The 26,593-nt window shown below is 47.0% G+C and carries 23 protein-coding genes; 10 read left to right on the top strand and 13 right to left on the bottom strand.

The features are described 5' to 3' along the window. Window positions 1–15 precede the first annotated feature (15 nt). The 3 genes from AB9P05_RS16400 to AB9P05_RS16410 all read right to left on the bottom strand — a co-directional run bounded on the left by AB9P05_RS16400 (window position 16) and on the right by AB9P05_RS16410 (window position 3,214). Window positions 16–1,560 (bottom strand): glycoside hydrolase family 32 protein, encoded by a 1,545-nt coding sequence (locus AB9P05_RS16400; RefSeq protein WP_371909913.1) that lies wholly within the window; start codon window positions 1,558–1,560, stop codon window positions 16–18. Continuing rightward, on the bottom strand, window positions 1,557–2,894 hold the full coding sequence (locus tag AB9P05_RS16405; RefSeq protein WP_371909914.1) for a sugar porter family MFS transporter: 1,338 nt from the start codon (window positions 2,892–2,894) through the stop codon (window positions 1,557–1,559). The genes AB9P05_RS16400 and AB9P05_RS16405 overlap by 4 nt, the downstream gene beginning before the upstream one ends. A gap of 158 nt (window positions 2,895–3,052) precedes the next feature. Next, window positions 3,053–3,214 carry a pinensin family lanthipeptide gene (locus tag AB9P05_RS16410; protein ID WP_371909915.1) on the bottom strand — a complete coding sequence of 54 codons (162 nt, stop codon included), beginning with the start codon at window positions 3,212–3,214 and terminating at the stop codon, window positions 3,053–3,055. Window positions 3,215–3,334: 120 nt separating this feature from the next. Between AB9P05_RS16410 and AB9P05_RS16415 the strand changes: the two genes are divergently transcribed. After that, a complete protein-coding gene (locus AB9P05_RS16415; protein ID WP_371909916.1) occupies window positions 3,335–3,907 on the top strand; it encodes a helix-turn-helix domain-containing protein in 573 nt (190 codons plus the stop codon). 93 nt (window positions 3,908–4,000) lie between these two features. Next, window positions 4,001–6,250 carry a heavy metal translocating P-type ATPase gene (locus AB9P05_RS16420; RefSeq protein WP_371909917.1) on the top strand — a complete coding sequence of 750 codons (2,250 nt, stop codon included), beginning with the start codon at window positions 4,001–4,003 and terminating at the stop codon, window positions 6,248–6,250. A 77-nt stretch (window positions 6,251–6,327) separates the two neighbouring features. Here AB9P05_RS16420 and AB9P05_RS16425 read toward each other — a convergent pair whose 3' ends face one another. The 3 genes from AB9P05_RS16425 to AB9P05_RS16435 form a co-directional block, all read right to left on the bottom strand. Further along, entirely contained in the window at window positions 6,328–7,239 is a 912-nt protein-coding gene (locus AB9P05_RS16425) for a DUF4412 domain-containing protein (RefSeq protein ID WP_371909918.1), read from the bottom strand. A gap of 278 nt (window positions 7,240–7,517) precedes the next feature. Next, entirely contained in the window at window positions 7,518–8,912 is a 1,395-nt protein-coding gene (locus AB9P05_RS16430) for a RagB/SusD family nutrient uptake outer membrane protein (RefSeq protein ID WP_371909919.1), read from the bottom strand. A gap of 1 nt (window position 8,913) precedes the next feature. Further along, window positions 8,914–11,904 (bottom strand): SusC/RagA family TonB-linked outer membrane protein, encoded by a 2,991-nt coding sequence (locus tag AB9P05_RS16435; RefSeq protein ID WP_371909920.1) that lies wholly within the window; start codon window positions 11,902–11,904, stop codon window positions 8,914–8,916. A 583-nt stretch (window positions 11,905–12,487) separates the two neighbouring features. On the opposite strand from AB9P05_RS16435, the gene AB9P05_RS16440 reads away from it, so the two are divergent. The 6 genes from AB9P05_RS16440 to AB9P05_RS16465 all read left to right on the top strand — a co-directional run bounded on the left by AB9P05_RS16440 (window position 12,488) and on the right by AB9P05_RS16465 (window position 15,470). After that, entirely contained in the window at window positions 12,488–13,348 is an 861-nt protein-coding gene (locus tag AB9P05_RS16440) for an alpha/beta hydrolase (RefSeq protein WP_371909921.1), read from the top strand. 152 nt (window positions 13,349–13,500) lie between these two features. Then, window positions 13,501–13,680 (top strand): hypothetical protein, encoded by a 180-nt coding sequence (locus AB9P05_RS16445; RefSeq protein ID WP_371909922.1) that lies wholly within the window; start codon window positions 13,501–13,503, stop codon window positions 13,678–13,680. A 10-nt stretch (window positions 13,681–13,690) separates the two neighbouring features. Further along, window positions 13,691–13,888, top strand: coding sequence for a CHAP domain-containing protein (locus AB9P05_RS16450; RefSeq protein ID WP_371909923.1), 198 nt, complete (start codon window positions 13,691–13,693; stop codon window positions 13,886–13,888). A gap of 170 nt (window positions 13,889–14,058) precedes the next feature. Beyond that, window positions 14,059–14,895 carry a serine hydrolase domain-containing protein gene (locus tag AB9P05_RS16455; protein WP_371909924.1) on the top strand — a complete coding sequence of 279 codons (837 nt, stop codon included), beginning with the start codon at window positions 14,059–14,061 and terminating at the stop codon, window positions 14,893–14,895. Continuing rightward, window positions 14,868–15,248, top strand: a complete 381-nt coding sequence (locus AB9P05_RS16460) for a hypothetical protein (RefSeq protein ID WP_371909925.1) — start codon at window positions 14,868–14,870, stop codon at window positions 15,246–15,248. Before AB9P05_RS16455 ends, AB9P05_RS16460 begins: the two co-directional genes overlap by 28 nt. Before the next feature lie 24 nt (window positions 15,249–15,272). Then, window positions 15,273–15,470 (top strand): hypothetical protein, encoded by a 198-nt coding sequence (locus tag AB9P05_RS16465; RefSeq protein ID WP_371909926.1) that lies wholly within the window; start codon window positions 15,273–15,275, stop codon window positions 15,468–15,470. 270 nt (window positions 15,471–15,740) lie between these two features. Here the strand turns inward: AB9P05_RS16465 and AB9P05_RS16470 are convergent, their stop codons facing one another. The 5 genes from AB9P05_RS16470 to AB9P05_RS16490 all read right to left on the bottom strand — a co-directional run bounded on the left by AB9P05_RS16470 (window position 15,741) and on the right by AB9P05_RS16490 (window position 21,936). Further along, entirely contained in the window at window positions 15,741–15,926 is a 186-nt protein-coding gene (locus AB9P05_RS16470) for a hypothetical protein (RefSeq protein ID WP_371909927.1), read from the bottom strand. 137 nt (window positions 15,927–16,063) lie between these two features. Next, window positions 16,064–16,441, bottom strand: a complete 378-nt coding sequence (locus tag AB9P05_RS16475; RefSeq protein WP_371909928.1) for a hypothetical protein — start codon at window positions 16,439–16,441, stop codon at window positions 16,064–16,066. A 51-nt stretch (window positions 16,442–16,492) separates the two neighbouring features. Next, window positions 16,493–17,170: a hypothetical protein gene (locus AB9P05_RS16480; RefSeq protein WP_371909929.1), complete on the bottom strand. Its 678-nt coding sequence runs from the start codon at window positions 17,168–17,170 to the stop codon at window positions 16,493–16,495. Between the two features lie 23 nt (window positions 17,171–17,193). Next, window positions 17,194–20,580, bottom strand: coding sequence for a hypothetical protein (locus AB9P05_RS16485; RefSeq protein ID WP_371909930.1), 3,387 nt, complete (start codon window positions 20,578–20,580; stop codon window positions 17,194–17,196). Between the two features lie 15 nt (window positions 20,581–20,595). Further along, window positions 20,596–21,936 carry an ATP-binding protein gene (locus AB9P05_RS16490; RefSeq protein WP_371909931.1) on the bottom strand — a complete coding sequence of 447 codons (1,341 nt, stop codon included), beginning with the start codon at window positions 21,934–21,936 and terminating at the stop codon, window positions 20,596–20,598. Between the two features lie 196 nt (window positions 21,937–22,132). On the opposite strand from AB9P05_RS16490, the gene AB9P05_RS16495 reads away from it, so the two are divergent. Then, the gene (locus AB9P05_RS16495) at window positions 22,133–23,899 is read left to right on the top strand and encodes an alpha-glucosidase (protein ID WP_371909932.1); all 1,767 of its coding nucleotides are present in this window, start codon (window positions 22,133–22,135) and stop codon (window positions 23,897–23,899) included. Window positions 23,900–24,029: 130 nt separating this feature from the next. Further along, window positions 24,030–24,236 (top strand): hypothetical protein, encoded by a 207-nt coding sequence (locus AB9P05_RS16500; protein ID WP_371909933.1) that lies wholly within the window; start codon window positions 24,030–24,032, stop codon window positions 24,234–24,236. A 150-nt stretch (window positions 24,237–24,386) separates the two neighbouring features. On the opposite strand, the gene AB9P05_RS16505 is transcribed toward AB9P05_RS16500, so the two are convergent. Both AB9P05_RS16505 and AB9P05_RS16510 read right to left on the bottom strand, forming a co-directional pair. After that, on the bottom strand, window positions 24,387–26,213 hold the full coding sequence (locus tag AB9P05_RS16505; protein WP_371909934.1) for a M56 family metallopeptidase: 1,827 nt from the start codon (window positions 26,211–26,213) through the stop codon (window positions 24,387–24,389). Then, complete coding sequence (locus AB9P05_RS16510) at window positions 26,203–26,577, bottom strand: BlaI/MecI/CopY family transcriptional regulator (protein ID WP_371909935.1); 375 nt, start codon at window positions 26,575–26,577, stop codon at window positions 26,203–26,205. The genes AB9P05_RS16505 and AB9P05_RS16510 overlap by 11 nt, the downstream gene beginning before the upstream one ends. Between the last annotated feature and the right edge of the window lie 16 nt (window positions 26,578–26,593).

A 26,593-nucleotide genomic window follows, 5' to 3' on the forward strand; every position in this document is an offset into this window, starting at 1 on the left:
TGAGGTCAGGTTTACTCACATTCCCACATAGTTGTCCCATATTGCGGATAATTTGAACCATCTGCCATACACCATCAGTTTCGGTCCGGAGCTATGAAAGGTAACGTGGCTGAGGGGATTATCAGTAAAGAACAGGCTTGTCATCACGAGTTCCCCCTGGTTAACAAATAGCTCAAGGGAGCCTGTGTCGACTAACAGGCTGAGGCTGATCATTTTTCTGCCCGGATTAAATGGTGCTGTCTGCCTGCCGGTAAAATTGTCGCTAAAATCTGTCTTTCCTGCCTTGTCACGATCTATATACAATTGCTTATTAACTGCATCATACCCTACTAGTAGGGTGTCATTTTCTGCGTTAGTAAGGTGTAGTTCAAAGCTTTCCATTTCATTCCCTCCATTGCTGATCTCCATCTCCAGGTTATAGATTCCACCGGATGCTGTTTTTATTGCACCATCTTTTGTTATGATAAACTGGACTGGTTCCCCCCGCAACTGTGCCAGCTCTCTTGCGGGGACGGAGGTGACCACATCTCCGGCAGGGGTAGGGAGGATGTTTAATACCCGGGGCACTGTCATGGCACTGCGCCAGGGGGTGGTGGGTACCTTTTGGCCGTAGTCCCAGTTGCTCATCCACCCCATGAAAATACGCCTGCCGTCGCGTTCGGGTATACCTGCCCAGGTTACACCCGCATAGTTATCCCGTCCGTAGTCCAGCCATCGCGTGCTGTTGTCCTGGGCCGTAAACGTTTTACCGTCAAAGTCTCCTACAAAATACTGTGTGGCCGAGCCTCCGTTAGGGCCTCCGGGATTCAGGCTTACCAGCAGTACCCATCGGCCGTCCAGTGGAAAGAGGTCCGGACACTCCCACACTCCTCCATGTGCTCCGGTAGTTTCTCCAAACCGGCTTTCTTCTTTCCAGTCTGTGAGGTTCGGTGAGGAGTAAAAGCGAATGTGATCTTTTACGGCGAGGGCCATGATCCATCTTTCTGTCTCCTGATGCCAGATCACTTTGGGGTCACGGTAGTCCTGAATACCGGGGTTGGGTAGTACCGGATTGCCTTTATATTTAGTCCAGGTACGGCCCTTGTCTGTGCTGAAAGCAATGGCCTGGGTCTGAAAGTCCCTGCGGCTGGCAGGGTGGCCTTCCGGATCATGATATGTGTAGATGGCTATTATGGCTGGCTCATCAGGATTGCCCAGTCCGGATGTATTCTGGTGATCTACTACGGCGCTGCCGGAAAATATATAGCCCATACTATCCGGATAGAGGGCTATGGGTAGGTGTTCCCAGTGAACCAGGTCCTTGCTTATGGCATGGCCCCAGTGCATGGGGCCCCACACTGTACTGTCCGGGTAGTATTGGTAAAACAGGTGATACTCTCCGTGATGATAGACCATGCCATTAGGGTCATTCATCCACATCTCGGGCGGAGAAAAGTGAAACTGGAGCCGGTGAGGCTCAAGGTAAGCGGCAGTTTCAGTCGTTACGGGTACATTCATTTCACCTTGTGTGGTACAGCCTATGACAAAAAGGGTGAAGAGGTAGGTTACGTAGCGTCTCATGCGTGGATTTCTTTTGAAAGTTCTTCGAGTGTTTTTCCCTTGGTTTCCGGCATCAAAAAGTGGACATACAGTAGTTGAAGTACCATCATAAAGGCAAAAAAAGCAAAGACGGGCCAGGGATTCTGGCCGAAGACACCTTCCTGTCGGTCGATAAATACAGGGGTGAGCAGGGTGATAAGGGCGGCAAATACCCAATGAGTACCGCACCCTAGTGACTGTCCTCGTGCCCGGACCTTGTTGGGAAATATTTCAGAAATAAACACCCATATGACTGCGCCCTGACCTATAGCGTGGCTGGCAATGAATAGTAAAATAAATGCCAGCAGCAGGTCTGGTGAAAGCCTGTAATAAAATGCGAAAGCAGTGAGTGCCAGACTTGTAATATAGCCTATGCTACCTACATACATAAGTGCTTTTCGTCCCATGCGGTCTATCAGCGCTAAGCCTAAAAGTGTAAAGACGAGATTGATACCTCCTATGGATATGGCATTGAAGAGGGAGTCTTTAGGGGCGAGCCCTGCCAGTTCTAACAGCTCGGGGGCGTAGTATAGTATGAAATTGATCCCTGATAGCTGATTGAAAAAGGCCAGTAAAAATGCCAGGACTATAGGTTTGGTAAATCGATTGGAGAAAAATGCCGGGGCATCAGCGTCCCTTTCGAGGTCTTCCCGCATATCCTGCAGGCGTGATTCTGCGGTGGACGGATCTATTTGTCGGAGTATTCTGAGTGCCCCTTCGCGGTCATGACGGTGCAGATAGAGCCATCGGGGGCTATTGCTCACACCGAGTACAAAAAGACAATAAATGAAGGCGGGTATACCTTCTACACCGAGCATGTACCGCCAGTCATTAATGCCGCCAAAACCTTCGAGCAGGAAATTGGAGATATAGGCTATCAGAATACCAAATACGATCATGAACTGGTAAAGGGCAACGAGCTTACCCCGGTTGTTTGATGAGGTGATTTCAGCTATGTAGGTGGGCGCCGCTACAGATGATGCTCCGACGCCTACTCCTCCTATAAAGCGAAAAAAGCTGAATACGTAGGGGCCGGTGGCGAGGGCCGACCCTAGGGCACTTACAAAGTACAAAACACCTATCCAGAAAAGGGTCTTTTTTCTTCCCAGCCTATCAGTAGGCCAGCTACCTCCTAAGGCCCCTAGTACGGTGCCCCATAAGGCCATAGACATGATAAAGGTGCCGTGAAAGAAAGGAGTGGTATCCCACAGCTCCCTGATAGGGAGGTTGGCACCGGAAATTACAACTGTATCAAAGCCGAAAAGAAAACCGGCCAGGGCCACACTAAGTGACCATTGCAGGGTTTTGTTGTTCATCTGACAGGGTTTGGGTAGAGGCATCCACTCTCAGGCAGCCCTTCATTTTAATATAGCAATTTGGAAGAAATTAATGAGGCAGGAGCCGGGATATCAGGATGACAGTTTATAAAAATGGCGCTCCCGGTAGAGAGCGCCACGATTATTATTTTGCCGAATCAAATACAACTGCAATAGGTGTAGGCCAGGTAGCTTAGCCGCTTACACTCATAGTCTTTAGTGTCATCGCCTCCTCCTTTAATGATATGGATGTTTGTAGCCCCGATGTCAGTTACAAAACTTTTCACTTGCAGGTTGGAGATCTTTATTTTCTTTTTCATAGCAAATATTTTTTGGTCTGTCTCTGAATATACCATTTTTCAATCACTCTTGATATGGGGGTAAGAAATGGATTTGATAATAACATCATGCATTCTTCCAGCGTATGCAAAATAGAGCATATGAAAGATAACAATACTCTCTTTATCAAAAACATGGTTTGCCCGCGCTGTATAGAGGCTGTAAGGCAGACCCTGCTGAATAATAACATCCCCTTTACCGGGGTAGAGCTTGGTCGCGTGGAACTGGCAGAGGAGATAGATGGGAGTACTGTTGAAGAGCTGGGGACTGACCTTGCTACTCAGGGCTTCGAGTTGCTGGAGGAAAACAATGCCCGCCTGGTATCCCGGATAAAGAGCCTGATTGTACACCAGATACATCACAGCAGAGAGGAACGCACGGTTAACTTTTCTACTCTTCTGGAAGAAGGGCTTCATCATGACTATGCCTACATGAGCCGTCTGTTTTCTTCGGTAGAGGGTATGACCATCGAGAAGTTTGTGACGAGGCAGAAGATAGAGCGTGTAAAGGAGCTGTTGTGTTACAACGAGATGAGTTTATCGCAAATAGCGGCTGACATGCAGTATAGCAGTACCTCTTATCTTTCCTCTCAGTTTAAAAAGGAGACTGGCATGACGCCATCTGACTTTAAAAAGCTTACTCGTCCTGAACGTAAGCCGCTGGATTCCATTTAAGCAAAATCTTGTAAGCCGCTGTCAATATTCTATAATACCTCAGCCTAATCATTTTCTCATCTTTGTTGTAGTAATACTGTAAAGATACATGGTATGATTGAGGAAGAGCAGCTAACAAGCAACGTGGAGGATAAGGACATCAGGCGTACATTTCCGGTTACGGGGATGAGTTGTGCCGCTTGTGCGGCCAGTGTGGAGTCCACACTGCAGCACACACCCGGTGTATCGGAGGCCAGCGTGAACTTCGCTTCCGGTACCGTGGCTGTAAGCTACAGTTCACAACTGACTCCTTTGGCGCTCAGGAAGGCGGTCCAAGGTGTAGGATATGACCTGATCGTGGAAGGGGGTAACGCTGAAGCTAAGCAGGAAGAAGCGAGGGAGGCTCACTATCGGGCATTAAAAAAACGCACTATCTGGTCGGCTATTCTGACCTTTCCTGTCTTTATCATTGGTATGTTTTTTATGGACTGGACGGCCGGTCCTTATATATCGCTTGTATTCACTATACCTGTCCTGTTTTACTTTGGTCGCAGCTTTTTTATCCATGCATGGAAGCAGGCCAGACACGGGCGTGCCAATATGGATACCCTGGTGGCACTTAGTACGGGTATAGCTTTTGCATTCAGTGTGTTTAATACATTTTACCCTTCCTTCTGGGTGGAAAAGGGCTTACAGCCTCATGTGTATTATGAGGCGGCTACGGTCATCATCACTTTCATTTCTTTTGGTAAACTGCTGGAAGAACGGGCCAAATCCAACACCTCTTCTGCCTTGAAAAAGCTTATGAGCCTGCAGCCTAAGTCGCTCATCGTTATTATAGGGGGAGAAGAAAAAGAGGTGCCGGTCTCTGAGGTGGAAGAGGGGTATGAGATCCTTGTGCGGCCGGGTGAAAAGATCCCTGTGGATGGTACAGTACTTAGCGGACAATCTTTTGTGGATGAAAGCATGATTACCGGGGAGCCCATGCCTGTGAGCAAAGAAGAGGGGGGGGCAGTCTATGCCGGTACGGTCAATCAAAAGGCGAGTTTTACTTTCAGAGCAGATAAGGTAGGAGGGGGGACCCTGCTGGCGCAGATCATCCGGAGTGTGAAAGAGGCTCAGTCAAGCAAAGCTCCTGTGCAGAAGCTCGCGGATAAGATAGCGGGTATATTCGTGCCGACGGTACTCGCAATTTCCCTTATCACGTTTATTATGTGGATGTGGCTTGGGGGTGAGGAGGCCTTTACTCATGCGTTGCTTACTTCTATAGCTGTACTGGTTATTGCCTGTCCCTGTGCACTGGGACTGGCTACTCCTACTGCAATTATGGTAGGCATAGGGAAAGGTGCTGAGAACAATATCCTTGTAAAGGATGCGGAAAGCCTGGAACTGGGACATAAAACAGACACTATCGTACTGGATAAAACGGGTACGATCACAGAGGGTAAGCCTCAGGTTACCGGTATAGAGCTTACAGGAGGGGCAAAGGAGAACAGTGAAGTATTGGGTATATTACTTGCTATGGAGTCCCGCTCAGAGCATCCGTTAGCACGGGCGGTAACCGATTATCTCAGGGAAAAGAAAATCTCACCTGCGGGACTTGATGGCTTTACCAGCCTGACGGGTAAGGGGGTCAGTGCGGTAGCAGCAGGGGGTGAATATGTGGCGGGTAGCCCGGCTTTACTTGCTGAAAAGGGTATTAATATAGATGGAACCATAGCAGAGACTGCGGTCCGGTGGCAAAAGGAGGCAAAAACAGTCATTTATTTTGCTGATAACCGGCACTTACTGGCGGTATTGGCCATTTCTGATAGAATCAAACCCGGCTCAGCCAGGGCTATCACCAGGCTTAAGGAAAAGGGTATAGAGGTGCACATGCTTACTGGTGATAATGAGGATACGGCTACGGCTGTGGCCCGTGAGGTAGGTATAGAGCGGTATAAAAGCGAGGTAAGGCCTGCAGATAAATCCGCTTATATCAAATCATTGCAGCAAGAGGGAAAAGTGGTGGCTATGGTGGGGGATGGTATTAATGACTCTGAAGCGCTGGCCCATGCTGATCTTAGTATTGCTATGGGACATGGTTCAGATATAGCTATGGATGTGGCTAAAATGACGCTTATCACCAGTGACCTCGAGTCTATACCAAAGGCACTAAGATTATCTACTCTTACTGTAAGAGGCATCCGGCAGAACCTTTTTTGGGCTTTCATCTACAATACCATCGGTATCCCTATTGCTGCCGGCCTGCTGTATCCTCTGAACGGGTTTCTGCTGGATCCCATGATTGCCGGAGCAGCAATGGCCTTCAGTTCTGTTTCTGTAGTGGCAAACAGCCTTCGCCTCAAGTCAAAAAAGCTATAGGGGGATGCTCTTAAAAAGTCAGAGGCTCCTGCATTCGTACAGGAGCCTCTGACTGTATTTTCTTATTTAGGGAAAGACTAGTTTCCTCCTGCTCCGCTCATCAGGCTCTGCACTTCAAATTGACTCATGCTGATGTTTTTTTCATTTTCTGAAATATCAGTTACAACCATTTTAGTGGTCTTTTCACCCTTTTTGTCAAAGGCGGTCATCTCCATTACGTACCCTCTTGACATACCCGTGAGCTGTAGCATGGGGTTGGTCTCCTTTTTCTTACCAAACATGTTAGTGAACCCGTTCAGGTAATCATCATAGTCAAAATTCACTTCTGAGGTAAACCAGGCATGTGTTTTGCCCTCATCAGTGGTGATGATATATTCTTCACAGTTATACCCCGCGATGGTTTTTGTATTGCCGGTTTTGCCAACAGATATATCAGCATCTTCCATCTGATAATCATCTTCGTCTTCGTAAGCTCCCATCTTTTTCATCCAGGACAAGGACATGACCTGGGCGGTATTTTTCTTAGTGTCCAGCATGATCATCGCCTCGTTTTCAAGGTCAGTGATGATGGGGTTATCTGGTGAATTATCCATCTCAATGTACAGGGCTCCGGTGCCGTATCCCTGCTTCATGGTCTGGGTTTCCGTTTTACGCTTGCTGTATGACTCTATCTCCATGGTGGCGATAACCCGAAATGAATACCTATCAGCCACATCCACAGGCTCAGTATTCATTATTGCCTGCATCATCGCTTCTGCCCTTTTCTGATCTGCTTCCGCGTTTTTCGTATTCCCTTTATTGGAAGGTGCAAAAAGACTGTCCATAGCACTCTCGGTGCTTTTTTCAGCTTTCTGCTCAGCTTTTCGTTCTACAGTTTGCTCTACTTTTTTAGAGACTTTCTCTCCCAGTTTTTTCAGGAATTGTGCTTCGGACTGGTAGGAGCACAGGCAAATAATGCTGGTAAGAAGAATCGTATAGGTGAATTTCATATATGGTTTTTAAGGTGTGTTTAAGATGTCATTTGCTCTTAATAAATATACGGAACGGGAGTAACCCATAAAAGCTGTAAGATTGATGGGGTACTTCCTAATATGTTGTTTAAACACTTATTGATCTGGTAAATCTACTATTTTCATCTTTGAATGATTCTGCATGGCCTTCCATTCACCGTTGGCAGAGGGGTAAGCCATAGGGGATAAAAACAGAAAAGGCTGCCCGCAGATGCGGGCAGCCTTTTCTTGTGCTGTCAAGCTATATTAAGCTTTACTTAGTTGTTTTCCGCATCCCAGTTAGTTTCACTGGTACGTCTGGCTACCTGCTGGAAGAGGTTACCCCCTTCACGAAGGTCTACGTATGTAGCATTAAGTCTGCCCAGACGGCGAAGGTCTATCCAGCGGTGACCACCTTCCTGCCACAGGCTATAGCGACGGTTAAATAATATTTCGTCTATAAGCGCATCTGCTGTAGCAGCGCCAGAGTAGTCAGGCAAACCCCATATATTCCGTATGGTGTTGATCGCCCCGATAGCTTCTATGAAGTCAGGTGAAGAACTTCTCACATTAGCTTCTGCATATATGAGTAGAAGTTCTTCATTACGGAACCATGGCGTTGGCTCCTCAGGGCTCTCATAGCGGTTGTCCTGATACAATCCGGGGATTGGATCACCGCTTACAGCATCCTTGATGTTAGAGTTTACTACCGGATTCTGTACCCTCTCGGCAAATTTGTTTATCCTGCGGTCTCCGGGTTCGGCATCATCGATCATAGCAGGATGTACGATGAGGATGGTGCTCGTTTCGCGGTCGTAAGGGTAATAGAGCGGATTGGGATCGTCCGGAGGATTTCCCCACGTATGGTATACCCCATTGTAAAGCGCAGCAGAGTCAGTGGATGCAAGGTTCATAAATGATTCGCCCAGTGCCTGCAGTGCAGCGTCAAAGTCCTCGTCATAGAGGGCAGCTCGTGCGGCTATAGCACGGTTCACCTGAAGCATACCTTCGGGAGTACTGAAGCTTCCAAATCCGCTGGTAAGTGCGAAATTAAATGATTCTCCTGCAGCCTCCAGGTCATCGGCTCCGTCCTCAAGTATTTGACGGATTTCATCCAGGGCCACGCCATAGTCTACTATAGGGCCTGGGTTCAGGTTATCTTCCACATCTACCCTGATGCCATTTTCATACTGCTGCAGCAGTGGCCATAGAAGCTGAAAGGCCTTAATGGTCTTAGCTACTCCTGTATAACCGGCTCTCTGCTGCTCATCAATAGAAGTGGAGTTAGTCGCCGCCTCTATGAGAACGTTTGCCTGCAAAACAGCCTGGTAGGGACTGGTATAGGATGCACCTGAAGCAAAGAAGTCAGGGTACGTAGTGGTAATATTCAACCCGAGCCACTCATTGGTAAACCGGGGGTCAGATCCGAAATAAGGATAAACCTCACGGCCAAATGTGCCGAACAATTGATTTACGTTTTCATAATACTCCCTGTGACGGGCTCCGAGGCCCGTAACCAGCACCTGCAGCTCTGCAGGGGAGGCATCGTTTGTTACAGACTCTACCGAGGGATTATCGAAATCCGTAACCTCATCTATCTCGCAGCCGAAAAGCAACCCCGTACTAAGGGTGGCAGCAGCCAGGAAACGAGTATATTTATGCGTTATCTTCATATTAAAAATCAACATTTAGGTGGAAGAAGAAGCGTCTGCTGCTGGGGTAAGGAGCTACCTCGATGTTTGACGAGATAGGCTGACTTCCGAAGTTAGATACCTCAGGGTCATAGCTTTCATAAGGCGTCCAGAGCAAAATGTTGTTAGCTGAGGCACCGATTTTGATTCGTTCGATAGCTCCGCCACTGATGCTTTCTACAATAGATTCCGGGATTCTATAATACAGACCCAGTTCACGCAGCTTTACATAGTCTGCATCCTGGATGTATACACCTGTGTTTCCATCGGCAGCCCAGGCCAGCAGACGATCGGTACCGTCAGGTACACCATTATCATTATCATCATCGCTCCAATAAGGAGTGGTACCACCATCATCCCAAAGCAAGCCTGAAAGGTTGATATTCTGTCCGCCTTTTTTCCAGTGAACAAGAATACCCAGATCCAGGTTTTTAGCAATTGTGATGTCATTACGGAAACTCAGGTTAAAATCAGCCTGACGGTCTCCATATACGGTGTAACCGCCTTCTACATCAGTAGTAGCTGGTGTTCCTACAATGGTGGTAGGTGAGAACCCTTCTGCAATCAGATAAGAACCGAGTGAAGGACCAAAGCCACCCGTAGTAAATGTAGGGATGTTAAGCTCGGTGATTTCCGAACGGTTTCTCCAGAATAGTACCTGAGAGCTCCAGATGAAATTCTCCTGCCTTACTGGGGTCAGGCCAAGTGTTACTTCCCAGCCTTTGTTCTGTAGTTCGGCAGCATTTGTTGCAATACCTACCGTACCGGTGGCTTCAGAAGTAGGCAGATCCAGAATCAGATCATATACATTCTTTTCGTAGTAGGTAGCTTCCAGGGTGATCCTGTCTCCGAAGAAGGCCGCATCCACGCCTAGTTCCAGTTCGGCAGCTGTTTCGGGTACCAGGTCGGGTGAAACCCCACCGTTAGGTACCTTACCACCAAGGTCGTCGCCGATCACCTGAGGAACAAGTGAAACGAAGGTTTGACGATAAGAGGGCAGGCCACCCGTTTGTCCGTATGCAGCTCTTATCTTGAGTCTGTTCATTACGGTAGACTCGTAGAAGTCAAAGTTATTAAGGTTGACAGCTACTGAAGCACGTGGGAATACGTAGAACTCATCCTGCTGAAGGTTCAGTGTGGATTTATCAAAACGAACACCAACGGTACCAATTATTCTGTCTTCCCAGTTGGCATCCTGCTGCACTACATATCCGAAGTCTGTAATACGAGTGGTAGACTGTTCCTGCGTGTTCACTACCTGTGCCCAGGCAAGGTTTTTCTGACCACCTACCAGCCCCTGACCTCTCATAAGCAGGAAGTCGGACTGCTGATCCAGGCGTACAAAACCGCCCTGGGTACTCATGTTGACCGTATTAAGGTTCCAGTTGTACACGAGGAAAGCCTGGAAGTTCAGGTTCAGATCCTCCTGGCGGCCGTGCATCACGTCACCGGGATTTGCTGTGGCTTGCTGACTCTGAAGGAATTCAGGAAAATATACCAGTGAATTAGAGCTTAGCATATCCACTCCGCCATTTATTTTCAATTGGAGGAAAGAGTTGTCCTTACTGATAAGGTCAAAGTCAGCTCCTACGGCTCCTACAAAGCGGTCTACTGTCTGGTTATTTTCAGCCAGATCGCGAATTGCAAAAGGGTTATCGTTGAAGTAGGGATTATTAGGATATACACCCAGGTCATTAGGCTTCAGGTCTGCGTAAGATGGTGTGTAAGCAATGGTATAACCGAGCGACCCACCGGTGTTATTCTGGTTACCCGTAAAACCGCGGTCAGAGTCACTTCTGCTATAACCCGTATTAGCTTTTACCGAAATACGATCAGTAGGAGTAAAGGTGAGGTTCACCCTTCCTGAGTAGCGCTCGAAGCCGGTGTTTTTTACAATACCCTCTTCATCCTGTACGCTACCGGAAACAAAATACTGCATTTTGTCACCTCCGCCGGATACACTTAGCTGTGTTTTGCTTAAGAGGGCGGTCTCACCGTATATTTCCTCCTCCAGGTCCATAACACGACCTTCATTCACTGCATCGCGATAGCGCTGAAGTTCCAGCTGACCTCTCTCGTCCGTACCGAAGTATGTTTCGATCTTGTCTTCGTTCCATCCCTCGAGTCCCTGCAGGTTTTGAGCTTCGGCAATACCGATATCCTGGCTCAGGCGTACCTGAGGCTTTCCTGCCTTACCTTTTTTAGTGGTAATAATGATCACACCCGCATTGGCACGCGTACCATAAATAGCCGCTGCGGAAGGTCCCTTAAGGATTTCGATATTTTCGATGTCCTCAGGGTTAATGTCCGCTATGCGGTTCGCACCCCCATCCTGGTTAGAGGCCGATGCACCATCAGAGGCTCCACTCAACTGAGAGCGTCCCGTACGGACGGTTGAGTTATTCACGTACACTCCATCTATTATATAGAGTGGCTGAGAAGAACCTGCTCCTAATGTAGAGATACCCCTGAACTGCAGGCTGACACCTCCACCGGGAGCGCCACTGTTAGAGTTCATGTTTACCCCCGCTACCTTGCCATACAAGGCATTGTCAAGAGTTTGCTGGGTAGTGGTACCTGTGAGCTCTTCAGCGTTCACAGTCTCTACCGAGTTAGCCAGGTTACTCCTTTTAATAGAGCTGGCAAGACCGGTTACCACGATCTCCTCCAGTTGAGTGATGTCCTCAGTCATCACCACATCCAGGGTGGTTTGGCTGGAGGATACTTCCCGCTGTTCGGTAATAAAACCTACAAAGGAGAAAGAAAGTGTTCCTGAACTACCGGGAACATTGACCCGGTAATTACCATTAATGTCAGTTACGGTACCCGTGGTACCATTATTCACCAGGACCGACACGCCCGGTATAGGGTCGCCTTCAAGGTCTGAAATTACCTGTCCGGTAACCACAAACTGCGCCCATGCCGTGCCTGACATAAAGAGGCAAAGCAAAGCTAATAAGTAGTGTTTCCTCATAAGCTTAATATCATGTTTTGTCAATGAGAAATTTCGCGATATTAATCTAAGCGTTACATCAGAAAGAAAAAAGCGGATAAAATTTTCTTGTCTCAGTAAATTTATTATCAGAAGGTTAGTGATATTAGACTTTGTTGGGATATAATAAAATTATATGTAAATAGTACCAAATTAAATTACGGTCTATTTTTTGCGCTATCGCCAAATATTTGATAAGAACCTGCATGAGGGGCTTATTGTGTCGCTGTCAATTATGAGTGAACGGAAAATGACTTTTCCGAAAAAGATTATTATTTCGGTGAAAAAAAGTGGCAGACCGCATAAGCTGACCTTTGCATTTAATGAAAGAAGCAGTATAAGGGCCATATAATTCAACGGTAAACAGGCGGTAGTACCCTATTCCGTCTTAGAAGCTAATTGATTGGCGGCCTGAAGGCCGGTAGGGCATAATCAGGCATTCTCTTATTATCTATTGGCAGAATAGTGGGCTGTCCATTGCTGATCACAAGAAAAAGTAATCATTCGGTATCTTCCTCAGTATTGCGTTAATTTAGGGCTGTTCTATCTACTACTACTATTTTATATGAAACTACTCCACCTGCCCTTTATTTTTTTGGTTATAAGTTTATGGATGTCTTCTTCAGCACAGGCTCAACAGACGCCGGTAATTACCGGCACGCCATTTAGTATAGGTGAGACATTACATCTGCCCTCCCAGGTTCTTAATGAAGACCGGGTACTGAATATCTATCTTCCCTCAGATTACGCCCCTGATTCTGTACGCTATCATGTGCTATACCTCTTTGATGGGTCTGCGGAAGAGGATTTTATCCATATAGCCGGACTGGTGCAGTTTGCTACTTTTCCCTGGATCAATATGATGCCACCCACCATAGTTGTGGGAATAGGCAATACTGAACGCTTCAGAGACTTTACCTCACCTGCCGAAACGGACGAGTTCCGAAATGAATTTCCTGCTTCCGGTGGGTCAGAAGCCTTTATGGATTTTATGGAAAAAGAGGTAATACCTCTGGTAGAAGAGCGCTATGCTGTAGACACTCTCAGCACCCTGATAGGTCAGTCTATGGGAGGGTTAATGGCCACGGAAGTGCTTCTTACCCGGCCAGGATTGTTTGATCAGTATATTATAGTAAGCCCCAGCCTATGGTGGAACGATGGGTCAATGCTGAAAGCCGGACACAAGCTGTCAGGTGTGGAAGGCCCAAAGCGTAAAGTATGTATAGCCGTAGGGGAGGAAGGGGATATTATGAAAGGTGCCGCCAGGGACCTAAAGAACCTTCTGCAGGCCAGCTATCCGGACCAGGCGGAGGTTTCATATGCTTACTATCCGGAAGCAGACCATGGCAATGTATTGCACCTGGCTGCTTATAATGCCATACTTTCCCTGTTTCCACAGCCGGCGAAAGTTAAGGAGACGGAGTGAGTAAGCAGGTAAAGATATTACTTACGCTTATGGCCTTATGACTGTCTGTCGCAGCCTTCATCTGGTATGAAAGCCAATATACCAAGACGGAGGTATTTGGTGCCAGATATGGTGAATTATAGATAGCCTGAACAGGGTGGTGGTTTATTACAATGGTGGCGTGGCTAGTGTCAGGCCGCAACCTGACACCCGATGGGTATAACCTTGGGCTAAAGTATCAGTGTGGCGAGTTTATGAAGCGGTACTATTATCTGCATCTCAATCACAAAATGCCTGACTCATACGGACATGCCAGGGACTTTTTCAATCCCTCACTAAAAGCGGACGTATAAATGCCGAGCGTTGGCTGCGCCAGTATACGAATGGGGCAGATACTTTCCCAAGCCAGATGATCTGCTGGTGATGGGACCTACCCTGTTCAATCCTTACGGGCATGTAGCTATAGTATCACAGGTAATGGAAGATCGTATACAGATCATACAGCAAACCCGTGGCCTGCAGGAAAGTCACGCGTATTTCTTGCATTGGAAGTTAAAGTAGGCAGGTATTATATAAGAGAGTCTGAGGTATTGGCTGGCTGATACTTGATACTGAGCCTACCACTAAAACAGCGCATTGACCACCGGGAGACCTTTCATGTGTCTTTTTGAGGATATATGATATATTGTAACCTGTACTATTGACTGCCTGACGAGCCTGATAAAATAAAAATGAGATATACTTACCCCTTCCTTTTCACCTTTCTATCTGCCATACTATTACACTTTACATGCCTGGCGCAGGATATAGAGCGGCTGGATGGCTCCACAATAAGTCCGGAGGCACTTACGGAAAAAGTAAAAAGCCTGACTGAGGCGGGTGAAGTGCATGGCCTTGCCCTTGCCGTATTTAATAATGATGAAGCAGTATATACAAAAACCTTTGGGTACCGTGATCTTGCCAAAGGCTGGCCACTGAATCTGAATACTAATATGTACGGAGCTTCTCTTAGTAAGGCCGTATTTGCCGTATTGGTGATGAAGCTGGTAGAAGAGGAGGTGCTTGACCTGGATACGCCACTGCAAAGCTATTTGCCCAAAAAGATATACGAGTATGAGCCCCAGACCCGTTGGCACGATCACTATGGAGACCTGAAAGATGATAGCCTGTACCACAAGATCACGGCCCGTATGGCCCTGGCCCATACCAGTGGCTTTCCTAACTGGCGCTTTTATGAAGAAGACAAGAAACTGCGCGTAAAGCAGGAGCCGGGTAGTGGCTACCTATATTCCGGCGAAGGCATGGTGTACCTGCAGGTGGTGATAGAAAAGATGACCGGCCGCGGGCTGGAAGAGTTGGCTCAGGAAAAGGTGTTCGAACCTTTGGGAATGGAGAATTCAGCTTACCAATGGGAAGACCGCTGGAAAGCCGAATTTGCCCGCGGGCACAATACGAAAGGCGAAGGCTATGGTAAAGATATTGACAACGAACCCCGCGCGCCCAGCACCCTGGAGACTACAGCATCAGACTATGTCCTTTTATGGAGGCCGTCTTACAGGGGAAGTTGATTTCAGAAGCTTCCTACAACGAAATTTTCAGTCCGCAGGTAAGGATCAGGAGCAAAATCCAATTTGGCCCAGGCTCCCTGGAGGAAACTGATAAATATGACGATATCAACCTCAGTTATGGGCTTGGCTGGGGCTTACTAGACACGCCTCACGGCCCGGGTGCTTTTAAAGAAGGGCACGGTAATGGTTTTCAGCATTACACCATACTATTCCCCGAAGCAGGAAAAGGCATTATGATGTTGACAAATAGCGACAATGGGGAAGGCATCTTTAAAGAACTACTCGAACTTGCCATTGGTGATACCTACACTCCATGGGAGTGGGAAAATTATATACCTTACCAGGAGAGGTAGTCAAATAAACCACTTTTAATGATCATGAAGCTTAAGTATATTGTATTTGGAGGACTTATTAGCGTATCGCTTGTTATCATAGGAGGGATGCTGAAAATCCTCCACCTGCCCGGAGCAAACATCGCTTTAGCAGCTGGGGTCATTATGGGAAAAATAGTGCTTCTGCTAGGGCTTATTAAAGTGCTCACCCACAACCGGTTTAAAGACATCTTGAATACATGATTAGCGAAAATAGGGTCAGGTATTTATCATTACTTATCAGCCCCGGCGTGTGTGTAAGCCTGGCTTTGGCTCTTATATTCCTGAAAACAGCGTTTAATTTTATCCCCTTTGCTATACATCAGGCATTTTTTCACTGACTTAGTAAGTGAAAGCACTTTTATCATTGCATTCCATATTCTTTTTTCCGCCGCTCTGGTATTTCCAATCTATCATTTGATAAAAAGCTTGCTTGCATCGCATCATGGACGTAGTTAGTTTATATAGCTTTTATTATCTCACTTCGATCAGGCTATCTAGAAACGCTATGTTCAGTTCTTTCAACTCTACTGTGTCCTGCTGCTCTGAGGCTACGTACAGGTCCTCGCAGCCGGAGTCGCTGTAATAGCAGATATTGATTTTTTTCAGAAGGGCGTCTAAATCATCAAAAATAACTTCTACCTCCATATGGTTTCTCATAGATTGATGAGTATAGGTGAGAATCCCATCGTTCCACTTCAGTTTTTTATCATCTTTGTATTGAATGCTTTCACCTCCAAGATTTCCGGAAGACTCTATTTGATTTATTTCGCCATCTTCATTTCCTAAAAGATATATTATGGCTGTAAAGGTATCATCATTATAGTCTTCGGGCCCCCTTCAAAAGTTAATAAAGCTATTGCATCATCAATACCATCACCGTCAAAGTCCGTTTTGATGTAATTAAATCCTTCATCAGTTTCTACAATGTAAAACCCTGGTTCAGTGCCTTCAACTATGGCTTGCTCAAACTCATTCCATTCTATTACCCGGGACTCGGAAATAGGTTCAGATGAAATGTCTACTGTATCAGCATTTGTAAGGGTAGGAGTTATTTCCTGTGTCACGGTATCCTTGACTTTTGCCTCATCTTGGTAAGATGTGCAACCAGGGCTGAAAAAGAAACAAAAAAGAAGTGAAATTAATCCAAATGTAAAACTGAGGTTTACCTGCATAGTATAGTATGGTTGAGTCTTCCTTACGGGAATTATTGTATGAAGCGCTGATTATTTTAAGCTATCCAAAAGTTCCATATTCAAGGAGTGTAAATCTATTGTATCCTGCGATTCAGAGGCTACATATAGGTCTTCACACCCTGAGTCACTGTAATAACAGATGGATACCTTATCAATTATTTTGGTTTTAATATCAATCACCTTAATGTCAATCTCCATGTGGTTTCTCATGGATTGGTGGATATAGGTTAATACTCCATCGTTCCAAGTTAGTTTTTTATCATCTTTGTACTGAATACTTTCTCCACCAAGTTCGCCAGAGTAGGATAGCTGCTGTAAATTACCTGCTTTATCTTCCCTAAGAAGAAGAAGAAAAACCTCTGTTTCTGAGGTGTAATTCTGAGGATTGGCTTCTTTTGTAAGTAGTACCGCAACATCACCATCCTTTCCATCATTATTCAAATCTCCTTTCACATAGTCATAACCTTTTTCAGTTTCAACTAAATAAAATTCGTAGTCAATAGCCTTAAGTAAAGTGTCAGCAAATTCATCTATAATAGGGAGGGATTCAGTACCTTCAATAGTTATTGAGGATTCTAAATCCGTTTCGGTTTGAGCTGTATGTTTAGTGGAATCTACAATAGCTTCTGAATTTTTTGTCTCATTTTGACAGCTATTGAGGCTTAAAAGCATAATAAGAACTACAGAGGTATAAAGTTGTAATTTCATATGGTGAATTGGTTGATGAAATATTATTCATTATTAATACGAATCTGGGATAGATTGTAAGTGCTGCTTTTAACTTCATTATCGCCAATATGTAGCTTATTGCTTTTACTGATTCCTGTTCTTTCTTTGAAAGAAGACCCCGGATCAAAATACTTGTAGTACCAGCCTTTACTGTCTTTTGCTTTACCTACAATTATGATGAAGTGATCTGACGTACCTTCGTTTCGCTGTACGGGACCTTCTTTGCCTTTATCTACAGCTACAAACACTCCTTTCCCTTTACGCAATTGGCCATCTATGTATTGTATGCCTAGAGTAGCCTGTTTGGTAAAATTCCCGTCCTTGCCGCTCTCTTCCACGAAGGTTTGTATTTTGGTTTCTTTTCCCTGTGGGGTGGCCCCGGTAAATCCTAACATTTTCTTAGCAGCATCAAAACAACAGACCATATTACCTTTTGTATCATAATCTTTGTCCTTAGTGAAAAGAGCTTGTTCTTTGGAATCATCCATATCAAACCATTTAGCCTTTCCATCGTATTTGTCGTAAACCTGTTGGATTATCTCACTAGATGCTTTATGCAGCTCATTAGCATCATCGTAGCCGGTTAGCTCAGTAACATAGTCAATGTATTCTTTTTCCGTATCGCCACTGTAGAAGTTGTAGCCATAACGGAACTGGCTTACCCATTGCGAATCGGTAAGCAGGGTCACTTCTTCATGCAGGGGTTCCTCTCCCGAGTAGTTGTTATGCACTTTGGTCATAGACTGTACCGATACATCAGTAATGCCTCCTTTACTCACCAGCCCGTCGCCCTGGGCTACGCTCTTTTGATTTCCTGAGCTGTAGGTGGTAGTGGCTCCGTACTTCTGGTAGCTCTTAATGGCTTCAATTGTTTCCGTAAGCTGGTCATCTTTCACCACAGCATTTGAGGCGACAAGACCGTTCACCGTAGTGATTTCCCCACTACCCGCAGCCAGATAGCCAAAGGTGACCAGGAAGGACTGGATGAGCTGTACATCCTTTGCCTTATTAGTACCGCCCTTACCCACACTGGCAGATATCTTACTTTCGCTAAGTTTGGTGACCGCGGCACCTGACTTTGAGGCCTCCGGGGCTACGGTTTGCTGTTCACTGCCAGCATCAGTTATTGCCGTAATCCTGTTGTACTGTTTTTCCTTTGCTTCAAGGCTAAAGTAGTTGTTTTCAGGAGACAGTGCATCCGCCAGGTCGTCCAATAGTGCCTTGTTATACTGGCCCAGCGTAGCATTATCCGAGTTGCTGACCATGGCATAGGCCAGGTTATCCTCCGAATTACTGCCAAGCTTTTCCAGGATGGTCTGAATGTGAGGAGCCCCCCCGTTAGAGGCATAGGGGATCAGTGCTTTACCGAGCTCCACCATGTCTATCTTACCCCCATCATACCGGGTATACAGCGCTTCTACTTTTTGCTTGTAGTCAGGTGTTTCCGCCGCTTCTTCTGCTTTTGCTGCAGCCTCCTGTTGAGGTCCGTGCAGTAGCTCACGAATCTTGTTATCAAATGCGGCTTCACCGCTAAGATTATACCTGGCTTTAAAGTCCGCGATAGCCTTCCTGGATTTAGGGCCAGTCTGACCGTCTATCCGGCCATCGTAAAGTCCCTCAGCTTTCAGCACCGTCTGTTTATCGGCAAAGTTCAGTAGCGTGTCATAATAACTGGCGCCCCCATCGGCAGACTGCAGACGGGTGTAGTGGGCTTTTGCCTTATTGGCAAACTCATCCGCTTTATCCGTCCCGTTGATTATTCTTCGGGCATTTACCCAGTCAGTCTTATTATCATTAAAGTAGTCGTTAAGTTTTTTCCCGGTAAACATGCCGGTTACCATACCTCTGATCGTCACCGTGGCAGCTATTTCCGGCACCAGCGCTTTGTCAGGCGTTGCCACCAGGTCTTCACCTGTAAAATCTGAAGCCTTCTTGTAGTTGTTTTCCCAGGTTAGCTGTACAAAACCCCTTCCATAAAATCCGCTGTCCCAGTACCGGTTTTGCAGACGGATCAACTCCCTCTGCCCCGCTGTCCTGGCGGAAATCTGCCTTTTTTCCGATTTGGATCTGAAGTTACATTCACCCTCCACCGTAGCCAGTATGTAGGCAAGCTTGCGTTTATCGCCGTCGCCGTGGGTATTCCACATCGAGATCAGCAAGGCCACATTTCCGGCGGCACTATTTTTCGCTTTGGCCTCCAGACCACCTTCTTTGTTGCCGGATGGCTCCAGGCCCGCAGCCTGCTGTTCCCGGCGGGCAGCCTCTGCTTCAGCTTCGCGGCGTCTTCTTTCTTCCTCCGCCCTTCGGCGTGCTTCTTCAGCCTTACGCCTGGCCTCTTCCTCGCGGCGGGCTATCTCCTCAGTCTTTATCGTATCCACCTGCTGGTCAAGCTCAGCCAGGGCATTGCCTCCTTTTTCCGTTTCCCCGGCCAACTGCTCACCATCAACGGCCCCTGTACCACGGGCCAGGTCAATGCTTTGGATAAAGGATTGCACCTCACTGATGATAGCCCCAAACTCCGTCTGCTGGATCTTTATGAGCGCCTGCACATCATTTTCAGCCTGCACACTTGTCTTAAAGTTATTTAGCTTACTCACCTGCGCATCCAGTTGGGGTATCAGGCCCTGGTACCGGCTCACGTCTGCTTCCATGCCTGTGATGCTCCCTTCCACCGAGCTTATCAGAGCACCGTAGTTGGCGATCAACTGGCTATAGGATGCCTGAAAAGCCGCCTGCTGTTCCTCCGAGCCATATTCTTTCAGCGTCTCGGCAGCGGCATCGGACCTTTCGCGGGCATCATTCAGCTTGTCGGACGTCTCGCTGAGCAGCGTGCGGGCCTTCTCCGCATCCGTACCCGCCAGTTGCATGGCCTCCTTCGTTTTAGTCAGAACCTCCGTAAGCTGGCTGTTCAGGGCGCCAATTTGCTGGGTTATGCTGCCTTTGATGGCATTTACCTTACCTGTAAGTACCTCCTGGTAGTCCGGAAACCACTTCTCCAGTAGCCGGAAGTACCGTTTACTACCCCACTGATCATCTTTCCGGCCATTCATGCGCTTCAGGAACTTCTCCACCTTTTTATCAAAGTCCTCCCGCTGGTCCGGGTCAGTGATCAGCTTTCGTTTGGCATCCAGGTAGACAGCAAATTCGCTCTTGAGGTGGTCCTGTTCCGCCTGTGATATTTCCGAGTAATCAGTGAACAGCGGCGATTCTTCAATTCTGTCAAATAAGCCACCGATCCTATCCCCCAGCGTGAGGTTATTTACCTGGGAAGAAAGGCTGGAAGATTGTAAGCCCATCATCCGCCCGTTGGCAGGCCGTCGCCGGGCGTGGGCTGACCTCTCCGGTTGGTTCTGTTTATTTTCTTTTACCTTATCCCCTGGTCCTGACATGGCTTTGCTACAGCGTTAGATGGCTTTTCCTTTTTTTCTCAGCTCTTTAAGTACCGCATTGGTAAATACCTCATCAGATACAGTACTTACATTTTCGTGCAGACACATCATGGCACAGTAATGCAGTACATTATTTATTTCCGCACCCGACAGCTCGTACTTTTGGGCTACCCGTTTCATCATCTCCATGTCCTCTATTTGGTATTTCTTTTCAAAAGCACGCTTGAACAGCTCCAGGCGGAGAGACCTGTCCGGCATGCTGAACTGTATCATGGATTGAAACCTGCGCGAGAAAGCGCTATCGATGTTTTCCTTAAAGTTACTGGAGAGAATAACCAGGCCGTTAAAGTCTTCAATGCGCTGCAGCAGGTAGGAGACCTCCTGGTTCGCATACCGGTCATTGGATGAGTTTACCTGCGTTCTTTTACCGAATAACGCGTCCGCCTCATCAAAGAATAATATCCATTTTTTGTTCTCAGCCTTATCAAAAATAAGGGACAAGTTCTTTTCCGTCTCACCTATGTACTTGCTCACCACCATAGACAGGTCTATGCGGTACACCGGTAGTCCCGCCTCTTTTCCCAACAGGCAGGCGGCCATCGTCTTACCCGTTCCTGATGGCCCGAAGAATAGCGCCCTGTATCCCTTTTTCGTCTTTTTGCTTACCACCTCGTCCTTCGCCAGCCGTTCCCGCTCCTTCAGCCAGATATTGATCTCTTCCAGAGCAAAGCGCGTGTCACTGGGTACCACCAGGTCCTCCCAATCCTCGCGCGTCTGTACAAGCTGAGCCGGAAAGGTTTTGCTAAACTGAGGCCGGTAAGGCTGATTCAACACCAGTATGTTATAGAACTCCTCATTTAGCCTAAAAGCACTCAGCAGACGATTATGCGTCCGGGAGGTCAGGATATTAATCACCCCCATAGACCACAGAGGGTGTGTTTCATTAAGTACATTGGTAAGCAACCGTGTCCGTGTACCTATATCGTTACCCGCCACCACAAACAAGACTGTTTGCAATGTAGGAACGAAGCCAAACTGGCTCTCACTTTGTATGCCACCAAGAGTATCCAGGCCATAGCCGCTTTGTAAGGCCTTAGTAAAAGGCTCATGCAGGGAAGGAGCCAGGTAAGGAGAGAGGGCAAAAATGATGACCAGCCGTTCAGCAATTAGTGATGCGGCATCAGTAAAGTCAGTTTCTTCTCTGAATCCCTTTAGCAGATCACCAAAAGGGGTGTGTGCAGGCCATGGCTGCGGTAAAAATTCCTCCAATGCCGGTGGGGTAGCCTGTGAGGTTTGTGTCTCCTCAAGTCTCTTTGCGATCAGCTTTTTCGCCCACTCTATTTCCAATTCTATCATAAACTGGTCTTGCCGCTTCCGGCATCGGAAGCATGGTCATTTTACATTACAGAAATGCAAGTGAAAGATTTAGTAGCCAGCAAATTAATAAAACGCCATGGTACTTTTCCGTCCAGGTAAGTTATGCATGGATTTTAACTCAATATTTGCTTACCCTATTTCTTCGTATATTTTGCCCGGAACCAAACCCGAAGATATGCCACGTTTACTTACCCTGTTACTTTGTCTGTTTATGTTCGCTGCCTGTACCGAGCAGCAAGCAAGCGAGTCTAAAGACCAAATTGCAGAGAATACTGCAGCTAAGGATACAGAAACAGAGCGTACCTGGTGGAAAGAGGGCATTGTATATCAGATTTATCCCCGAAGTTTTAAAGATACGAATGGTGATGGGGTGGGGGACCTGCGCGGTATTATAGAAAAGCTGGATTATATCAAAAGCCTCGGGGTAGACATCGTATGGCTCAACCCCATTTACGCCTCGCCAAATGATGATAATGGCTATGATATCAGCGACTACCGGGCCATCATGCCCGAGTTTGGGACCATGGAAGACTTTAACGAAATGCTGGCAGGCATGCACGAGCGCGACATTAAGCTAGTGATGGATCTGGTTGTAAACCACAGTAGTGACGAACACGAGTGGTTTGAGCAGTCACGTAGCAGCCGGGATAATCCCTACCGTGACTATTACCACTGGTGGCCTGCGGAGAAGGAGAAGCCCAACCCGCGCTTTAGCTTCTTTGATGTAAATAACGATGCCTGGATGTACGACTCTACCACCAATGCTTACTATCTGCACTACTTCTCCCGGAAGCAGCCCGACCTTAACTGGGAAAATCCCAAAGTGCGAGAGGAAGTGAAAGACATTATGCGCTTCTGGCTGGACAAAGGTATAGACGGCTTCCGTATGGATGCTTTTCAGTATGTAAGTAAAGACACTACCTTTCCCAAATTGCCCGAAGGCTATGAAAAGGATATCATCAAATATTATGGCATGGGGCCCAATCTCCACCCCTACCTGAAAGAACTCAATCGCGATGTACTCAGTGAATATGATGTCATGACCGTAGCCGAAGGTGCCGGTAGCACCTACCAGGATGCCATAGACCTTGTGCACCCCGATAGTAATGAGCTTAATATGGTCTACCACTTCGAGGGCATGGACGTCGGCTCCAGCCTGGACGGGTACAAGCTCACCGAGTTTAAGAAAGTCTACTCCGAATGGGACAGCGTCCTCGCGGGTAATGGATGGAATTCCATCTTCCTTGCTAATCATGACCAGCCCCGTATGGTCAGCAAGTACGGTAACGACAGTCCGGAATTTCGTGCCCCCTCATCCAAAATGCTCACCACCTTCATCCTTAGCATGCGTGGTACGCCCTACTACTATTATGGCGATGAGCTGGGCATGACAAATAATGAGGCTTTTCAGGAGATCGGAGATTTCCAGGATATTGCCGCCCGTAACAGCTACGAAGGCGCCCTTGAAAGGGGAGAGAATATGGACAATTTTATGGCCCACCTGCGTTTTATGAGCCGGGACAATGGCCGTACCCCCATGCAATGGAATGACACCGAACATGCCGGCTTCACCGACGGGGAACCCTGGCTTATGCTTAACCCCAACTATGAGCAGATCAATGTAGAGGCCCAGGAGGATGACCCTAACAGCGTACTCAACTACTTCCGCCGGATGGCGCAATTGCGTCAGGAAAATCCAGTGCTCGTGTATGGAGACTACGAACTGCTTTTCCCTAATCATGAGCAGGTATATGCCTACACCCGTTCCCTGGATGGAAAAGAAATGCTGGTGATGCTCAACTTCTCTGAAGAGGAAGTCAGTGTAGACCTACCCCTGGCCCAGCAGCCCGGCGATGTGGTCATCAATAACTATGAAAATACCCGGCTTGAAGGGAGTAATGTGACTTTGGAGCCATATCAGGCGGTGATATGGGAGATTTGAGGGTTGATGAAGGGACATCCAATGGTGCCGACATCTGCGGAACAGATGATGCAGGGTGTATTGTAACGTTACATGATCGACCTACATACAAAGAGAATTGTAATATCCATTTACTCTAAACAATATAACTATGAAAAGAAATAAGGTTTCTATTAAGTCCTTGCAGGTCAGTAGCTTTATTACGGGAATTCAAGGGATAAGGGGTGGAGTCATCGGCAGAGCTACTGACCCGTATACTCACGAAGTATCCCAAGGAATCGGTGAAGGCGATTGTGGAACAGAAGATGTGGGCTGTGAAGAGAGCGTGCATAATTGCGGTACTACTATAACCCAGTGATAGTCTATCGATTACCTTGATGGTCGCTGGCGTGAATTAAATGTTTACTTTTTTTAAAACGAAACATAAGAGGGTAAAGCGTCATCGACATCAATAAAAAATCCCCTGCCATTACCGGCAGGGGATTTTAATTTGGTGGCAGCAATTAGATTATTTCTCCCGCGTAGTGATCTCTACCACGCCATTCAGGGCGCCTCTTTTACCATACTTTTCATATGCCTTCTCACCTTTCAGCACAGTTATATCGGTGATTTTATCCCGCTCAAGCGGTAGAGCAGTTTTGTCTTCTGAGGAATCGTAGATTTTGCCATTGATAACAAACAGCGGCTGCCCCTCAGATCCCCTGGATTCGACGTCAGTTTTCCGTACTTTCACCACCCCTTCTAAGTCAGCGTCTTCATCCGCATCTGAATCGATGTCCTCATCAACATTAACATCCTCGTCCATATCTACATCCTCGTCTATGTCGAAATCAATATCATCTGAGTCAACGTCAGGATTAGGATCTGGGTCTGGGTTTTGACCCTGATCGGATTTTGGGGTCAATTCATTTTTTTGCTCCTTTTTGATCTTAACACGCTCGCGCACCACAATTTTCACCACCCCGTTTTTGCCTTTTTCGCCGTATTTTTCTGTAGCCTCTTTGCCTTTCATCACATCCATGGTCAGAATGTCATCCGGGTTTACAGTACGGAAGCTTTCCACTTCTTCTCCATTAATGATATAAAGCGGGGGCGGGTAGTTGTCGCCGGTTTTAACGATCTTCGTGCCTTCAAACATCTCTTCCACCTCCTCTTGCGAACCTTCCGTAGGAGAAACCACCACCTTCATTTCCTCTCTTTCAGCGTCGGTCAGGTACTCTTCCTTGTCATCTTTCAGAATGATCTCTATTACCTTTTGTCCCGCAGAACCACCATATGCAGTTACAGTCTCAATGCTATTTGTCACATTGATTGATTTAATATCATCCGGATCTATATGGTCAACTGATGAATAGACCTTCCCATCCACTACATAAATGGTATCGCTGGCGGCCGTAAGCTCGGTTGTTGGCTTTTCGCTTACCTGTGCATCTGCCTGGTCTGCCCAGAGTACCAGCAGTGCCAGTGCCATGGGTACGGCTACCGCTGCTTTCAGGGCACTTAATGGTTTATTTCTTCTTTTATTCATCATAATGATTCTGTTTTTCAAGGTTGGTTGTGAAAAAGTGTGTATCAGGTGGCGACTTGCCGCTTTCGAGCTAAAGGCCAGCAAGGCCTTCTGATAGTGTATTCTTGCCATAGCAGATTCAGGTGTGCGGTTAAAGCTTATAGATGCCTCATCAGCCAGATACTCGTGCACTTCACGCACACTATTGCGGTAGGCCCAGACAAAAGGATTAAACCACTGTAGCGCCAGGCCTATCTCTACCAATAGCACATCTATAGTGTGTAGCTGGCGTACATGCGCCTGCTCATGGCGGAGCACCGCTTCTATTGCCCCAGGTTCGATATGTTCAGGTATAAATATGATTTGCATAAAGGAAGCGGGTGAGTGTATCCGGGGTGACCTGTATACCGCATGATTCGCCACAATTTCCCTCCGGGCGCTTATTTTCAGGCGATACATTCGCCAAAGGCCAATGCCGAGCCGAATGACCAGTATGGCTAAACCCGTAAGGTAAATCCAAAGGCTTATCTGCGGTACCATCTGTAATAAGGTTTCCCAAAGGGCAGGTTCAGCCACCTCTGGGGTAAGGGACTCTGTTTTTGGCAGTATAGGAAGCTCAAAAGCCGGTGCCTGAGATTCAGCAGGTTGAATAGCCAGCCAGGGCACATTGATGAAAGGCAGTAAAAATGAAAATATAAAACTACCAATTAGATAAGTACGGTTGAATCCAAAAAGCGTACTGCGCCGAAGCAAGAGGTAATACACTGCATAGAAACCCGTGAGACTCAGAGCCACATAAAGAAGATAGGTGAGTACATTAGTCATCATCACGTTCCGCTTTTTTGTCTATCATATCCATGAGTTCCTTCAGGTCCTCTTTGCCAATGTTCTCCTCACGGGCAAAGAAAGAAAGCACTTCCTTATAGCTATCCGAAAAGTAGTCCTGTACCACGTTTTTAAGGTAAAACTTACGGTATTCGTCCTTACTGATAACCGGGTAGTACTCATAGGTTTTACCGTAGGCCTTGTGTGCCACAAAGCCTTTGGTTTCGAGTATTCGTACCACTGATGACACCGTACTGTGCGGGGGCTTGGGGGAAGGCATCTCGGCAATAATGTCTCGCACAAACCCCTTCTTCATCTCCCAGAGGATCTGCATGACCTCCTCTTCCTTTTTGGTGAGCTGTTCCATACCTACAATGTATAAC

Source organism: Roseivirga sp. BDSF3-8, from assembly GCF_041449215.1.
Classification (GTDB): Bacteria; Bacteroidota; Bacteroidia; order Cytophagales; family Cyclobacteriaceae; genus JBGNFV01.